Annotated in this window: 13 protein-coding genes; 5 read left to right on the top strand and 8 right to left on the bottom strand. The window is 72.3% G+C overall.

The features are described from left to right. Positions 1 to 124 precede the first annotated feature (124 nt). From ACIOWN_RS14115 to ACIOWN_RS14130, 4 genes are all read right to left on the bottom strand, one after another. On the bottom strand, positions 125 to 1,711 hold the full coding sequence (locus ACIOWN_RS14115; RefSeq protein WP_362354038.1) for a PucR family transcriptional regulator: 1,587 nt from the start codon (positions 1,709 to 1,711) through the stop codon (positions 125 to 127). A 39-nt stretch (positions 1,712 to 1,750) separates the two neighbouring features. Then, a complete protein-coding gene (locus ACIOWN_RS14120; RefSeq protein ID WP_362354040.1) occupies positions 1,751 to 3,034 on the bottom strand; it encodes an aspartate aminotransferase family protein in 1,284 nt (427 codons plus the stop codon). Then, positions 3,031 to 3,873: a nitrilase-related carbon-nitrogen hydrolase gene (locus ACIOWN_RS14125; protein WP_100566545.1), complete on the bottom strand. Its 843-nt coding sequence runs from the start codon at positions 3,871 to 3,873 to the stop codon at positions 3,031 to 3,033. The genes ACIOWN_RS14120 and ACIOWN_RS14125 overlap by 4 nt, the downstream gene beginning before the upstream one ends. A gap of 168 nt (positions 3,874 to 4,041) precedes the next feature. Beyond that, positions 4,042 to 4,677, bottom strand: coding sequence for a ScbR family autoregulator-binding transcription factor (locus ACIOWN_RS14130; RefSeq protein WP_401982329.1), 636 nt, complete (start codon positions 4,675 to 4,677; stop codon positions 4,042 to 4,044). 110 nt (positions 4,678 to 4,787) lie between these two features. Between ACIOWN_RS14130 and ACIOWN_RS14135 the strand changes: the two genes are divergently transcribed. Together ACIOWN_RS14135 and ACIOWN_RS14140 are read left to right on the top strand one after the other, a co-directional pair. Then, entirely contained in the window at positions 4,788 to 5,738 is a 951-nt protein-coding gene (locus ACIOWN_RS14135; RefSeq protein ID WP_362354046.1) for a ScbA/BarX family gamma-butyrolactone biosynthesis protein, read from the top strand. A gap of 267 nt (positions 5,739 to 6,005) precedes the next feature. Further along, on the top strand, positions 6,006 to 6,788 hold the full coding sequence (locus ACIOWN_RS14140; protein WP_401982331.1) for an HAD family hydrolase: 783 nt from the start codon (positions 6,006 to 6,008) through the stop codon (positions 6,786 to 6,788). Between the two features lie 185 nt (positions 6,789 to 6,973). On the opposite strand, the gene ACIOWN_RS14145 is transcribed toward ACIOWN_RS14140, so the two are convergent. Next, positions 6,974 to 7,225, bottom strand: coding sequence for a helix-turn-helix transcriptional regulator (locus ACIOWN_RS14145; RefSeq protein ID WP_362354050.1), 252 nt, complete (start codon positions 7,223 to 7,225; stop codon positions 6,974 to 6,976). A gap of 43 nt (positions 7,226 to 7,268) precedes the next feature. Between ACIOWN_RS14145 and map the strand changes: the two genes are divergently transcribed. Both map and ACIOWN_RS14155 read left to right on the top strand, forming a co-directional pair. After that, entirely contained in the window at positions 7,269 to 8,036 is a 768-nt protein-coding gene (gene map / locus ACIOWN_RS14150) for a type I methionyl aminopeptidase (protein WP_362354052.1), read from the top strand. Positions 8,037 to 8,190: 154 nt separating this feature from the next. Then, complete coding sequence (locus ACIOWN_RS14155; protein ID WP_362354054.1) at positions 8,191 to 10,788, top strand: ATP-dependent Clp protease ATP-binding subunit; 2,598 nt, start codon at positions 8,191 to 8,193, stop codon at positions 10,786 to 10,788. A gap of 61 nt (positions 10,789 to 10,849) precedes the next feature. On the opposite strand, the gene ggt is transcribed toward ACIOWN_RS14155, so the two are convergent. After that, positions 10,850 to 12,661 carry a gamma-glutamyltransferase gene (ggt, locus tag ACIOWN_RS14160; protein WP_401982333.1) on the bottom strand — a complete coding sequence of 604 codons (1,812 nt, stop codon included), beginning with the start codon at positions 12,659 to 12,661 and terminating at the stop codon, positions 10,850 to 10,852. Positions 12,662 to 12,796: 135 nt separating this feature from the next. On the opposite strand from ggt, the gene ACIOWN_RS14165 reads away from it, so the two are divergent. Continuing rightward, positions 12,797 to 13,558 carry a hypothetical protein gene (locus tag ACIOWN_RS14165; protein ID WP_401982335.1) on the top strand — a complete coding sequence of 254 codons (762 nt, stop codon included), beginning with the start codon at positions 12,797 to 12,799 and terminating at the stop codon, positions 13,556 to 13,558. Positions 13,559 to 13,891: 333 nt separating this feature from the next. Here the strand turns inward: ACIOWN_RS14165 and ACIOWN_RS14170 are convergent, their stop codons facing one another. Then, positions 13,892 to 14,350 carry a DUF6278 family protein gene (locus ACIOWN_RS14170; RefSeq protein WP_401982336.1) on the bottom strand — a complete coding sequence of 153 codons (459 nt, stop codon included), beginning with the start codon at positions 14,348 to 14,350 and terminating at the stop codon, positions 13,892 to 13,894. A 99-nt stretch (positions 14,351 to 14,449) separates the two neighbouring features. Continuing rightward, positions 14,450 to 15,229, bottom strand: coding sequence for an exodeoxyribonuclease III (locus ACIOWN_RS14175; protein WP_362354061.1), 780 nt, complete (start codon positions 15,227 to 15,229; stop codon positions 14,450 to 14,452). Between the last annotated feature and the right edge of the window lie 44 nt (positions 15,230 to 15,273).

Consider the following 15,273-nt stretch of genomic DNA (forward strand, 5'->3'; position numbering starts at 1 on the left):
CGTAGAAAGCCTGCGGCTCGGCTTTGAGGTGCACCGTGTCACGTCTGCGGGGGCGGGGCGTGCCACCGTGTCACTCCGGGTCCGTCCCATGTCTCACCGCCGTTCTCCCGGCCGTCCTTCCGGCTCACCTCTGCTGCGCGTCGTGCGCGAGGAGCGCGATGTGCACCGAGGCGGCCTGTTCGAAGTCGTCGAGGTCCACCCCGAGGCACGTCTGTATGGACTCCAGGCGGCGGTAGAGCGCGGGCCGGGAGACGTGGTGGAGCTGGGCGGTGCGGGACTTGTTGCGGCCGGTGGCGAGGTAGGTGCGCAGCACGGGCAGCAGGTCGTCGTCGGCCCGGCACAGCAGTCCGTCCAGCTCGCGCTCGGCGAAGGACTGCACGTGCGGGTCGTCGCGCAGCAGCCGGACCAGTCCCCGCAGGTGCACGTCCTTCAGGCGTACGACGGCGGGCAGGTCCAGGGCGTCGGCGGAGTCGGCGACGGCCCGGGCGACGTGCCGGGCCTCGCGCAGCCCGGCGGGCACGTCGTCCCAGACGGTACGGGCGTCCGCGGCGGCGACGACCGCGCGGTCCGCGCCGGACGCGTCGCGCAGCCGGGCCGCGAAGTGCCCGGTGAGGGCGTCGGCGTCCTGGTCGCGGGCGAGGCTCAGCAGCACGGCGGTGACGCCCTCGGCGAGCTCGGCGACCAGCCCGGGAAGGCCGAGCAGGCGCAGCAGCCGGTCGAGCGCGGCCACCTCGCCGTCCGGTACGACCAGGGGGACGAAGGTACGCCGGTTGACCGGCAGTCCGGCGGCCCGCGCCCGGGGCAACAGTTGCCGGGCCGGTACGGCTCCGCCGACGAGGTCGGTGAGCAGGCCCCGCGCGGACTGCTCCTCCCAGGAGCAGCCGGCGTTGCCGCCGAGCATGCGGTGCAGGACGAGGGCCTCGGCGGCGCGGTCGGCCAGCAGCCGTCCGGTGGCGCTGTCGCCGCGGTGGCCGCACAGCACGATCCGTCCCCACCGCTCGCCGCGCCCGCCCAGTTCGGCGCGGATCCAGCCGTCGCCCTGGCCGGCGCCGGCCTGCCGGGAGATGCGCTCCCAGTCCCGCAGTACGTCGTCGACCGCCGACCGCTCCCCCGCCGTGGCCAGGACGCGGTGGGCGAGGTTGGTGACGACGACGGGGCAGGCGCTGTGCTGGGCGATCTCGTCGAGCAGTGCCTGGAGGGGGGCGCCCGCCGTGATCAGCGCGGTGAGGGCGGTGCGTACGGCCTCCGACAGGCTGACGGAGGCGAACTTGCGCCGTACCAGCCGGGACTGGACCTCCTCGGTCAGTTCGGCGAAGGGGAAGGGGCGGTGCAGGACGACCAGGGGGAGCCGGCACCGCTCGGCGGCCCGGCGCATCACGTCCGGCGGAGCGGGGAAGGCCCGGCCCAGGCCCAGGACGACGGCCGCGGCCTCCGCGCGGTGCAGGGAGCGGATGTACTCGGCCTGTTTCTCCTCGTCGCCGGCGAGCAGCACGCCGGTGGTGAGGACCATCTCGCCGCCGCTGAGCATCACGCCGACGTCGGCGGCCTCGGCGACGTGCACCCAGCGCACGGGCCGGTCGAGGTGGCCGGCGCCGGCCACCACCTCGGGCTCCCCCGCGAGCACCCGCTCCATGGTGAGGACCTGGCGCACCGACAGGGCGGGTTCCTGTGGGTTCCAGGTGGTCGGGGGTGTGTCCGAGGCGGTGGTCATGGCGACGTTCCCCTCTGCGTGCGGTTCGCCTCCGGGGCACTAGTACGCGGCGCGCAGTGCGCTCTCCAGGATCGCGGCGCCCTCCTCGGCCTCCGCGACGGTCAGGGACAGCGGCGGGGCGATGCGCAGGGCGCTGGTGCTGTGTCCGCCGCCCTTGCCGATGAGCAGGCCGCCCTGCCGGGCCGCCTCCAGCACGGCGGTGGCCGCCCGCGGGTCGGCCTCGTCGGTGCCCGGCCGGGTCAGCTCGATGCCGATCATCAGGCCGCGTCCGCGGACCTCCCGTACGCCGGGCAGTTGGGCGGCGACGGCCCGCAGCCGTTCGATGAGGAGTCCGCCGACGCGTCGGGCGTTGCCCTGGAGGTCGTGTTCCAGGAGGTAGTTGAGGTTGGCGAGGCCGGCGGCCATGGTGAGCTGGGTGCCGCCGAAGGTGGAGATGCTGTTGGCGTCCAGGCAGTTCATGATCTCGGCGCGGGCGACGACCCCGCCGATGGAGGCGCCGTTTCCGATGCCCTTGGCGAAGGTGACGATGTCGGGCGGTCCGCTGCGCGCGTGTGCCTGCCAGCCCCAGAAGTGGTCGCCGGTGCGGCCCCAGCCGGTCTGCACCTCGTCGGAGATCCACAGGATGCCGTGCTCCTGGAGAACTTCACGGAAGGCGGCGTACAGGCCGTCGGGCGGGGAGGTGAAGCCGCCGACGCCCTGGACGGGTTCGGCGATCAGCGCGGCGGGCGGGCGGGTGTGGCCGAGGAGGTCCCTGAGGTCCTCGACGCAGGCGGCGGTGAACTCGGCGTCGCTCAGGTGGGCGAAGGGGCCGCGGGTGCGTACGCCGCCGTGGACGTAGAGCGTCTGGAGCGGGGACAGGGAGGTCGGGGACCAGCCGCGGTTGCCGGTGATGCCCACGGCGCTGAAGGAGCGGCCGTGGTAGCTGTTGCGCATGGCCAGGATGGTGTTGCTGCGCCGGTGGGTGGTGGCGAGCAGCAGGGCGGTGTCGTTGGCCTCGGTGCCGGAGGTGGTGAAGAACACCCGGGCGTCCGGGACGCCGCTCAACTGGGCTACTCGCTCCGCGAGTTCGACCATCGGCCGGTTGAGGTAGAGCGTGGAGGAGTGGATGATCCGGCCGGCCTGCTCGGTCACCGCCTTGGTGACCTCGGGCAGCGCGTGGGCGGTCATGGTGGTGAGGATTCCGCCGAAGAAGTCGAGGTAGCGCCTGCCGTGGGCGTCCCAGACGTGGCGGCCCTCGCCGTGGGTGATCTCGATCGGGTCCTCGTAGTAGAGCGCCAGCCAGTCGGGCGCGACGGCCCGGTGACGGTCGTACAGGTCGCTCACGGCTGCACCAGCCCTTCGTAGGCGTCGGGGCGGCGGTCGCGGTAGAAGGCCCACTGCTGCCGCACCTCTTCGATGAGGTCGAAGTCGAGGTCGCGGACGAGGAGTTCCTCCTTGGAGCCGTCGGCGACGTCTCCGACGAACCGTCCGCGCGGGTCGACGAAGTAGCTCGTTCCGTAGAAGTCGTTGTCGCCGTACTCCTCCCGGCCGACGCGGTTGATCGCGGCGACGAAGTACTCGTTGGCGACGGCGGCGGCCGGCTGTTCCAGCTGCCACAGGTAGGCGGACAGGCCGCGGTGGGTGGCGGAGGGGTTGTAGACGAGCTGGGCGCCGTTCAGGCCGAGCTGCCGCCAGCCCTCCGGGAAGTGGCGGTCGTAGCAGATGTAGACGCCGACCCGGCCGACGGCGGTGTCGAAGACGGGCCAGCCGAGATTGCCGGGTTTGAAGTAGTACTTCTCCCAGAAGCCCTTGACCTGCGGGATGTGGTGCTTGCGGTACTTGCCGAGGTAGCTGCCGTCGGCGTCGATCACGGCGGCGGTGTTGTAGTAGAAGCCGGACTGCTCGACCTCGAACACCGGGACGACGATCACCATGCCGGTCTCGCGCGCTAGTTCCCGCATGCGCCGGACCGTGGGGCCGTCGGGCACCGGCTCGGCCCAGCGGTAGTGCTCCGGCTCCTGGACCTGGCAGAAGTACGGCGCGTTGAAGACTTCCTGGAACCCGATGATCCGGGCCCCCTGACGGGCCGCCTCGCGGGCGTGCTCCTCGTGTTTGGCGACCATGGACTCGGTGTCGCCGGTCCAGGTGGCCTGGACCAGGGCCGCACGGACGACGTTGGCCATGAGCTGCTCCTTCGACGTACGTCAGAGCCTCTACGCCCGTAGAACAGGCCTAGAGGCACGAACGTAAGCCTCTTCTCCTGGCTTGCCAAGACCATTGTCGTCAACCCGCGAAGTCGATCGTGTTTCGCACTCCGGTGGGTGAGCGCGTGGAGGCCGGTGCGAGGGGCGTCACGGCGAGGCCGGGACCGGGGCGCTCACCCTGGCCAGCAGCTCGCGGGGCGCGAGCGCGGCCTGGAGCCCGGGAAGCAGCAGCAGCCACAGGGCGGTCAGGCGGTCCTCGATCAGCAGACGGCCGTCGAGGACGTCGGAGAGCGTGTGGACGCCGAAGAAGGCGGCGACCAGGGTGGGAGCGTCCCGCCCGGGTTCCGCCCCGGGGGCCAGACCGCCCTCGTCGCGGGCGGCGGCGAGCATGCGTTCGACGGTGGCCATCCAGTCCACGAACGGCGGGGGCATCTCCACGTCGATGGACCGCCGCTCCGCCCACAGCCGCGCTCCGGCGCGCACGACGACGTCGTCACGGAACGCCCGCGCCACCGAGAAGCTCAGCCGCACCAGCCTCTCCAGCGCGGGCTCGGCCACCGACTCGTGCCGGGCGACCAGGGCCGGCCAGGCGGCGAAATGCGCCTCGACGACGGCGAGGGCGAGCTGCTCCTTGCCGGCGTAGTGGAAGTAGATGGCCCCGCTGGTACGGCCGGACCGTGCGCTGATGTCGGCGATGCTGGTCCCCGCGTAACCCCGTTCGAAGAACAGGTGAGCTGCTGCCTGCAATACGGCTCTGCGGGTTTCCTCCGCCCGTTCCTGCACGCGTCTCCCTCGTCCGTAGGTGCGTCGCGGGGAGGAATCTATCGGCCTTTGCCGTACGGCCGGGAGAGCCCAACATGCGAAACTCTCAATAGTCTTATTAGCATTTTTCCATGGACTCCGGATCGCGCACACGGTATTCCCGCACACCGTCGACCGGATCCGTCGGCCCCACCGGCCTTTCCCCCCTCCGCTCCCTCGGCCGGTCCCGGACGGTCGAGCGCGAACTGGTCCACCGGACCTCCGTGGCCGAGGTGTTGCTGACCGACGTCCTCCCCCACGGTGCGCTCGCCTACTCCGCCGCCGCCGCGTGGCCGCGCTCGCACCCCACGTTCCCCCGCGGACGCGACGACCGGCACAGCCCATGGATGATCGTCGAAACCCTGCGCCAGCTCGGCATCTACATCCCGCTGCGCCACCTCGACGTGCCCCCCACCGCCCGCTTCCTGATCGACGACCTCTCCTACGCCCTGGACGTGGACGCGGAACCCACGGCACCCCACGGGGCCAGCGAGGTCACCTGCCTGGCGCAGGTGGGCGGCCTGCGCACCGAACGCGACGGCGGCGCGCTGACCGGGCTGCGCATGCGGGTCGACTTCCTGGCCGGACGACGGCCGTTCGCCCGCGCGGCGGGCGGAGCCCGGTTCCTCGACGCCGAGCGCTACGCCCGGCTCCGGACCGGCGCGGGAGCGGCAGTGCCGTCCGCGGCCGGGCCCCGGCCCGAACCCGCCCTGCTGGGCCTGGCGTCGGAGGCGGACGCCGTCGTCGCCCTGGCCGGCGAGGAGCTGCTGGTGTGCCCAGCCGATCCGCGCCACCCGTTCCTGTTCGACCACGGAACGGACCATGTGCCCGGGACGGCCCTGCTGGAGGCGGCGCGGCAGGCGATCGCCCTGCGCAGCGGAGGGCGGCTGGTGCGGCCCGTCGCCTGCCGGATGTCGGCGCTGCGGTTCACCGAACACACTCCGCCCGCCGTCATTCACTGTTCCACCCAGGGCCGCACCGGCGCATTCCTTTTCCGGCAGGGCGGCACCACCACGGCCGAAGGCGTATTTCGATACCCGTGAGGTGTCACCCACACGTGCGTATTGCGGCGATGAATATCCGCGACCGGCCAAGTGGAGCGTAACGTTCATTATGTTTCCGGTTCCGGATGAATTCCCGGAAACCACGCAGTGCGGTGCGTGTGCCCACCTCACTCCTCAACCATCCCTGTCCGCCTGCGACTTCACGCTGTCCTGAAACGCGTGACCCACAGCAGGCGCCGACGTCCACGACCGGCGGACCGTGCCGCTCTCCGGCAGGTCCGTCCCGCGCCAGAACGGCAAGAGCACATGGCCACACATCACATGTTCGACCTCGACTGGACCCCCGAAGCCGTCGTCTTCGACTGCGACGGCACACTGGTGGACTCCGAACAGCACTGGCAGCAGGCCCGGATCAGCGTCCTGCGGGACTTCGGCTGCGAACCCGGCCCGGACTTCACGGAGCGCGCGAAGGGGCTGCACTACACCGAGTGCGGCGCCCTCATGGCGGGCGTCGCCGGGAGGCCGGACGCCGCCGGGGAGATGACCGAGCGGCTGCTGACGACCTTCCGCACCCTCGTCGCGCGCGAGCCCGTGGCCGCGCGCGGAGCCAAGGGGCTGGTGACGATCCTGAGCCGGGTCGCACCGCTGGCCGTGGCCAGCAACTGCCCCGCGGACGTGGTGGAGTTCTCCCTGGAGGCGGTGGGCTTACGGCACCACTTCCGGCACATCGTCGTGCCCGACGGGGAGGTACGGCCCAAGCCGCACCCCGGCACCTACACGGAGGCCGTGCGCCGCCTGGGCGTGGGCGACGGCAACGCCCTGGCCGTGGAGGACTCGGTCAACGGGCTGAGGGCCGCGGTGGGCGCCGGCCTGAAGGTGGTCGGGGTGGGCCCGCGACCGGGCCCCGAGGCCGCCGCCCTCGCCGACCTGTGGGTGGGCGCACTGGACAACGCGGGTCTGATGGGGTGGGCGGCCAGCCGTCCCAGGACCGTCCGGCGCACGACCGGCATCCCCGGCACGGCACCGGCCCGCCCATCGGTTCCGCCCCCGGGCGGCCCCTCCAGGACCGACACGCCGTCCGCCCCCTGAGACCCGTACCGCCCGCGGTGCTCCACACCCACGCCGACAGGCACCGCGGGCGGTGCGGACGCCTGCGCGTTCCCCCGGCGCGGGCGATGCGGACGGCTGCACGTTCCCGCCCGGCGCGGGCGATGCGGACGGCTCACGCCACGGGACGTCTCACGCTCCCGGTCGGCACGGGCGGTGCGGACGCCTCAAGCTGCGGCCGGCGTGCTTTGTTCGACCAGGGCCTCCATGGAGAGTCCCAGCACACGGGCCAGCGCGGCGACGGTGAAGAAGGCCGGGGTCGGGGCGCGGCCCGTCTCGATCTTGCGCAGCGTCTCGGCCGAGATGCCCGCGCTCGCCGCGACCTGCGCCATGCTGCGGTCGCCGCGCGCGGCGCGCAGCAGACGGCCCAGCCGCTCGCCGCGCTCGCGCTCCTCGGGGGTCAGGGGTGTGCGCACCATACGGGCATCCTACCGCGATTCAAATACCGGTATAGTAATTGGCATGGTGGAACTGAAGACCGACACGTCGATCGACGCGATGTACGAGGCCGGCCAGGTCGTGGCGCGGGCCCTGACCGCCGCGGGCAAGGCCGCCGGCGTGGGAGTGTCCCTGCTGGAACTGGACGAGGTGGCCCGCGACGTCCTGCGGGAGGCGGGCGCGACCTCGCCTTTCCTCGGCTACCGGCCGTCCTTCGCCCCGACCCCGTTCCCCGCGGTGCTCTGCGCCTCGGTGAACGACGCGATCGTGCACGGGATCCCCACGAAATACCGGCTGCGCGACGGCGACCTCCTCTCCCTGGACTTCGGCGCGAAGCTCGGCGGCTGGGTCGGTGACTCGGCGTTCAGCCTCGTCGTCGGCCGGCCGCGCCCCGCGGACCTGCGGCTGATCGAGACCGCCGAGCGGGCGCTCGCCGCGGGCATCGAGGCGGCCGTGGTCGGCAACCGCATCGGCGACATCGCCCACGCCATCGGCTCGGTGTGCCGCGCGGCGGGCTACGGCATCCCGGACGGGTTCGGCGGCCACGGCATCGGCCGCCAGATGCACGAGGACCCCGGCGTCCCGAACGAGGGCCGGCCGGGCCGGGGCCTGCCCCTGCGCCACGGCATGGTCCTCGCCATCGAGCCCATGCTGATCGCCGGCGGCACGGACGGCTACCACGAGGCCCCGGACGGCTGGACCCTGCGCACGAACGACGGCACCCGCGCCGCCCACGCGGAACACACGGTGGCGATCACGAACTCGGGCCCCCGCATCCTCACGGAACGGTGAGCGGAGGCGGTAAGGGCCCGCGAAACAAGCCGCCGATCCCGAGCTCACAGGCGCTCTGAACATGCCCCAGGAACCGGACCATGCCATCGTGGCATGAAACGCCCCCCACCCGGTTACCCGGCGGGAGCCACTGTCAGCGAGGGAACGGACAGCGATGACCAGCGGCTTCAACGGCCCGGAGGGCGACCGCGACCGCGACCCCTTCGGTGAACTCTTCGCCCGCTTCTTCGGCGGACCGCACCCCGGCCCCCGGCACATAGACATCGGCCGGCTGCTGAGCCAGCCCGCCCGGGAACTGGTGCGGGGCGCGGCGATGTACGCCGCGGAGCACGGCAGCCGGGACCTGGACACCGAGCACCTGCTGCGGGCCGCGCTCTCCGCCGAGCCCACCCGCAGCCTGCTCAGCCGGTCCGGTGCGGACCCCGACTCGCTCGCGACCCAGATCGACGAGCGGGCCGGCCCCGTCCAGCACCCGCCGGGCGAGACCCCGCCGCCGACCTCCCTCTCGCTCACCCCGGCCGTCAAACGGGCCTTCCTCGACGCGCACGACATGGCGCGGGCCAGCGGCGCCGGCTACATCGGCCCGGAGCACGTGCTCAGCGCGCTCGCCGCGAACCCCGACTCGGCGGCCGGGCACATCCTGAACGCGGCCCGGTTCGCCTCCTCCGGCCGGCCGCCCGAGGCCCCGGAGGCCGCCGCGCCGCCCGGGACGGAGCGACAGCGGTCCACCTCGACGCCGACCCTGGACAAGTACGGGCGCGATCTGACCGAGCTGGCCCGGCAGGGGCGCATCGACCCGGTGATCGGGCGGGAGCAGGAGATCGAGCAGACCATCGAGGTGCTCTCCCGGCGGGGCAAGAACAACCCGGTGCTCATCGGCGACGCCGGCGTCGGCAAGACCGCCATCGTGGAGGGTCTGGCGCAGCGGATCGCCGACGGGGACGTGCCCGACATCCTGATCGGCCGCCGGGTGGTGTCCCTGGACCTGACGGGCGTCGTCGCGGGCACCCGGTACCGGGGCGACTTCGAGGAACGCCTGAACAACATCGTCACCGAGATCCGCGCCAACTCCGAGCGGCTGATCGTCTTCATCGACGAGCTGCACACCGTCGTCGGCGCCGGTGCGGGCGGCGAGGGCGGCGCGATGGACGCGGGCAACATCCTCAAGCCCGCCCTCTCCCGCGGCGAGCTGCACATCGTCGGCGCGACGACGCTGGAGGAGTTCCGGCGGATCGAGAAGGACGCGGCGCTGGCCCGCCGGTTCCAGCCGATCCTGGTGCCCGAGCCGTCCACCGCGGACGCGCTGGAGATCCTGCGCGGGCTGCGCGACCGCTACGAGGCCCACCACCAGGTGCGCTACACCGACGAGGCGCTGACGGCCGCCGTGGACCTGTCCGACCGCCATCTGACGGAGCGCCGTCTGCCGGACAAGGCGATCGACCTGATCGACCAGGCCGGTGCCCGGGTGAAGCTGCGGGCGCGCACCAAGGGCACCGACGTACGGGCCATGGAGCGCGAGGTCGAGCAGCTCACCCTGGACAAGGACCAGGCGGTCGCGGACGAACAGTACGAGCAGGCCACGCAGTTGCGCGACCGGATCACCGAGCTGAAGCAACGGATCGGCCAGGCCACCGGCGGCGGCGAGGCCGACGAGGGTCAGCATCTGGAGGTCACCGCGGAGGCCATCGCCGAGGTGGTGTCACGGCAGACCGGCATCCCCGTCAGCAGTCTCACCCAGGAGGAGAAGGAGCGCCTGCTCGGCCTGGAGCTGCACCTGCACCGGCGGGTCGTCGGCCAGGAGGAGGCCGTGAGCGCGGTCTCGGAGGCGGTGCTGCGCTCGCGCGCCGGGCTGGCCAGCCCGGACCGGCCGATCGGCAGCTTCCTCTTCCTCGGCCCGACCGGTGTCGGCAAGACCGAGCTGGCCCGCGCGCTGGCCGAGGTCCTGTTCTCCAGCGAGGACCGCATGGTCCGCCTGGACATGAGCGAGTACCAGGAGCGGCACACCGTCAGCCGGCTGGTGGGCGCCCCGCCCGGCTACGTGGGCCACGAGGAGGCCGGCCAGCTCACCGAGGTGGTGCGCCGGCATCCGTACTCGCTGCTGCTGCTCGACGAGGTGGAGAAGGCGCATCCGGACGTCTTCAACATCCTGCTCCAGGTGCTCGACGACGGGCGGCTCACCGACTCCCAGGGCCGTACGGTGGACTTCACGCACACCGTCATCGTGATGACCAGCAACCTCGGTTCGGAGGCGATCACGCGGCGCGGGGCCGGCATCGGGTTCGGCGCGGGCGGCGCGGAGGCGGACGAGGAGGCGCGGCGCGAGCAGATCCTCAGGCCGCTGCGGGAGCACTTCCGGCCCGAGTTCCTCAACCGGATCGACGAGATCGTCGTCTTCCGCCAGCTGACCGCCGAGCAGTTGCGGCAGATCACCAACCTGCTGCTGGAGAAGACACGCCGGCTGCTGCACGCGCAGGGCGTGACGGTGGAGTTCACCGAGGCGGCCGTGGACTGGCTGGCCCGGCACGGTCACCAGCCCGAGTACGGCGCCCGTCCGCTGCGCCGCACCATCCAGCGCGAGGTGGAGAACCAGCTCTCCCGGCTGCTGCTGGCCGGCCGGGTCCGCGAGGGCGGGCGCGTCGTGGTGGACGCGAAGGACGACCGGCTCACGTTCGACGCCCAGAACACCCAGAATGCCCAGAACAAGGAGGAGCCGCCGCCTTCACCGTCTTCATCGCCCTCGTCGACGGAGTGAGCGCGGGGAACCGCCGGGGCCCGCCGTCCCTTTCGGGAGGCGGGCCCCGGCGTGTGACCGTTCAGGGTGACGGATTCACCACCATCGCCGAGCCGCCGCCCCGGCGCACCTTCTCCGCGGCGGCAAGCCACCTGCCGTCGGGCAGGCTCTGGATGCCCGTGGCGGCGCCGATCTCCGGGTTGAGTTTGAAGGAGTGTCCGATCGCCTCCAACTGCTTCCTCAACACGCTGTCGTAGAGGGCGGGTTCGAGTTCGGTCTGGGCGGCGTTGCGCTGGCTGGCGCGCGGTGCGGCGATCGCGTCGGCCAGGGACAGATGCCGGTCGAGGAACCCGGTCAGGGTCTGCAGCACGGTGGTGATGATGGTCGCCCCGCCCGGTGAACCGAGCGCCACCACCGGCCGGTCGAGGCGGTCCAGCACGATCGTCGGCGAGATGGACGAGCGCGGCCGCTTGCCCGGACCGGGCAGGTTCGGGTCGTGCACGGCCGGGTTGGCCGGGGTGAAGGAGAAGTCCGTCAGCTCGTTGTTGAGCAGGAAGCCCCGGCCGGGCACGGTGATGCCGCTGCCGCCGGTCTGCTCGATGGTGAGGGTGTAGGCGACGACGTTGCCCCACCGGTCGGCGACCGTCAGGTGGGTGGTGTTCTCGCCCTCGTACGTCGTCGGCGCGGCCGTGCCGCCGCGGGAGCAGGCCCCGGGGTGGCGCGGGTCGCCCGGCGCGAGCGGGCTGGTGAGGACCGCGTCGTCCTTGATCAGGCAGGCACGGGAGTCGGCGAACTTCTGCGACAGCAGTTCCTTCGCGGGCACGTCCTCGAAGGCGGGGTCGCCGACCCAGCGCCCGCGGTCGGCGAAGGCGATGCGGCTCGCCTCGATGTAGTGGTGCAGGTACTGGAGCTCGCTCGCCGTGGCGAGGTCCGTGCGCTGAAGGATGTTGAGCGCCTCGCCGACGGTCGTGCCGCCGGAGGAGGAGGGCGCGATGGAGAACACCCGCAGACCGCGGTACGAAGTCCGCGTGGGCGCCTGGAGCTTGGCGCGGTAGGCCGCGAGGTCCTTGGTGGACAGCCTGCCCGGACGGGCGTTCCAGCCCGACTTGGGGTCCACGGGCGGGTGGTTGACGGTCCTGACGATGTCCTTGCCGAGGTCGCCCTGGTAGATCGCGCCGACACCCTTGGCGCCCAACTGCTGGTAGGTGCGCGCGAGATCGGGGTTCTTCAGGGTCGAGCCGGCCGCCGGCAGCTTCCCGCCGGGCAGGAACAGCTGGGCGGTGTCGGGGAAGTAGCGGAAGCGCGTCTCGTTGGCGGCGGTCTGCGAGCGGAAGGTCTCGTCGACGGTGAATCCGTCGCGGGCCAGCTTCTCGGCCGGCTTCAGGACCGTGCCCAGGCGCTTGGTGCCCCACTGGTCCAGCGCCGTCTGCCAGGTGGCGGGCGTGCCCGGGGTGCCGACACTCAGACCGCTGCTGACGGCGTCCTCGAAGGCGAGCGGCTTGCCGTTCTCCACGAAGAGGTTCGAGCCGGCGGTCATCGGGGCGGTCTCGCGGCCGTCGATGGTGTGCACCGTGCGGGAGCGTGCGTCGTAGTAGACGAAGTAGCCGCCTCCGCCGATGCCGGCGGAGTAGGGCTCTGTGACGCCGAGGGCGGCGGCGGTGGCGACGGCCGCGTCCACGGCGTTGCCGCCCTGCTTGAGCACCTCGATACCGGCGGCGGAGGCGTCCGCGTCGACGCTGGCCACGGCGCCGCCGTAGCCGGCCGCCACGGGGACCTTCTGGACCGGTCTCGGCTTCGCCTTCTGCGGGGCGGTGGGCGGGGCCGCGGCGCCCACCGACACCACGGCGGCCGAGACCGCCAGGACCGCCAGTTTCCGTGCGACAGGGCGACGCATCCACACCTCCACGCTCGTTGTGGTTCGGTTGCCTGACCGTTCGCGCAGCCTAATTCATTGCCATGCTCTCGTCAGGGTGGCAGGGCCAGTCGAGTGTCGAACAAAGGTGCGCCGGACCGGCTACCATGCGCGGCCATGAACGACGACGTGCGCAACATCGTCCTGGGCGTGGCCGCGACGGCGGTCAGCGCCGCGTTCGGCTGGCTGGCCCGCACCTATCTGTGGCGGCGCAAGCTGCGCCGCAAGCAGGCCTTCCTCGGGCTGCCCGACCACGCCGAGTCGCTGCTGGTGGTCAACCGCGACCCGGCGACGGCGGAACTCGCGGTGCACCGGTTCGACGTGTTCGCCCTGCTCGAACTCGCCGCCCTGATCAAGAGCTGCGGGGCGAACGCCCAGATGGTCACCCAGGACACGGTCCATCAGGGATTCGGTGAGCGCACGGAGTTCTGCGTGGGGGGCCCTGGGTCGAACCGGCGGATGATCGCGCACATGACGGCCATGCTGCCGGGCGTGCGGGTGAACACCGACCGGAAGCCCGGCCGCGACCGGTGCGCCTTCCAGATCGGCACCGAGCACTACCGCATGGACCCGGGCGTCACGGAGTACGTACTGCTGGCCCGTCTCACCGCCGGTGAACGCAGCGGCACCCGGCCGGTGTTCCTGTTCTGCGGCCAGCGCGCGATCGACAACCAGGCCGGGACCCGCTATCTGGCCCGCAACCACGAGCGGCTGGCCCGCAAGTACGGCAGCGGCTCCTTCGTGCTGCTGCTGAAGGTGGTCAACTCCGACGCCTACGGCCCGGACGTGGTCGAACTCGTCGCGGACGTGACCCGCGCGGCGCGGGCCCCTCTGCCGGAGCCGGAGGCCGAGCCGTCAACAAGCGTCACCAGCACGTGACGAGGGAGAAGGCGAGCACAACCCGTCCGGCGCGCAGCTGACCTTCTCCTCGCCGGCGGACGGTCCGTCATATCGATCCGTCCTGCCGCGCGAGCAGTGATCTCCGGCTGCCGCCGGCCGGGTATGGCTCTCTGTGACCTGCTGCCCCCTACGATCGAGGGGCCGCCGTGGGGGTGCCTCACCCGGCAGCAGCGTCCCCGTCCCGGTGACGGTGGGCCGAGGCGCCATCATCACTAGGACGAGCGGAACATCGTAGTCGAGGTCCGGCCCGCCGGTCCCGGCGGTGTGCGGAAACGCCCTTCGGCGGCCCCGCCGCCCCGGCCGTCCGGGCGCTCAGACCTCCGCGATCTCCGCGTAGAGCTGGGAGAGTTCGGGCGCACCGGCGCTGGCCCAGTCGTGCCCGGCGGTCACCACGTCGATCTCGCGTCCGGAGGCAAGCCGGACGACCGGACGGCCGCCGGGGCCGATCTCCCAGCCGGCGCCGGGGACGGTCCGTACGACGACCGTGCCCAGGTACAGACCGACGTCGTTGCCGAGCCAGGTCAGGGTCTCCTCGTCGTCGCGCCAGCGCGGCAGCAACTGGTCCAGCGCCTCCAGGGAGGCGGCCGAGTCGTCGAGCCGCAGGCCCGTGCCGGACACCTGGGAACGCAACAGCTCGCACTCGGAGAGGAGTTGGGCGAGGCCCGCCCGGCTCTCGGATCCCTCGGATCCCTCGGATCCCTCGGAGAACACCACGGCACCGAAGGACGAGTCCCGCCTTTTGCGCCACCTGTCCAGGAAGGGGATGTCCATGGCCCCAGGGTGACATCCGCACCCCCGTTCGCACCACAGGCGCGCGGACCGGCCGGGGCCGGTCGCGGCCGGTCGCGGCCGGTCGCGGCCTGAGAGTCCCTAGACGTCGAGGTCCACCACCACGGGGGCGTGGTCGGACGCGCCCTTGCCCTTGCGCTCCTCGCGGTCGACGTAGGCGTCGGTGACTGCCTTCGCGAAGGGCTCGTTGCCGTACACCAGGTCGATGCGCATGCCGCGGTTCTTGGGGAAGCAGAGCTGGCGGTAGTCCCAGTACGTGAACGGCTGGTCGTACTTCAGCGGCCGGGGGACGACGTCCGAGAGGCCGACCTCGCGCAGGGCGGTCAGGGCGGCGCGCTCGGCCGGGGTGACGTGGGTGGAGCCCTCGAAGGCGGCACGGTCGTAGACGTCGTCGTCCGTCGGCGCGACGTTGTAGTCGCCGAGGACGGCGAAGGGGCGGCTGCCGCCCGCGTCGCCGGCGACGGCCGCCCTGAGGGCCTCGAACCACTGGATCTTGTAGGCGTAGTGCGGGTGTTCCACCTCACGGCCGTTGGGCACGTACACCGACCAGACGCGGATCGGGCCGCAGGTCGCCGAGATGGCCCGGGGCTCCTCCACGCCCTCGTAGCCGGGGTCGCCGGGCAGGCCCCGGACCACGTCGTCGAGGCCTACGCGGGAGAGCACCGCCACGCCGTTCCACCGGCCGGTGGCGTGGACCGCCGCCTCGTAGCCCAGTTCGCGGAGCTGCTCGAACGGGAACTGGTCCTCGGCGACCTTGGCCTCCTGGAGGCACAGCACGTCCGTGCCGCTGCTCTCCAGCCAGGCCAGCAGCCTGGGCAGTCGGGCAGTGATCGAGTTCACGTTCCAGGTCGCGATGCGCATGCCTCACAACCTACCGGGCCCCACTGACAACACCCCCGGGGCCG

Origin of the sequence: Streptomyces sp. NPDC087787 (assembly GCF_044743035.1) — a bacterium.
Lineage (GTDB): Bacteria > Actinomycetota > Actinomycetes > Streptomycetales > Streptomycetaceae > Streptomyces.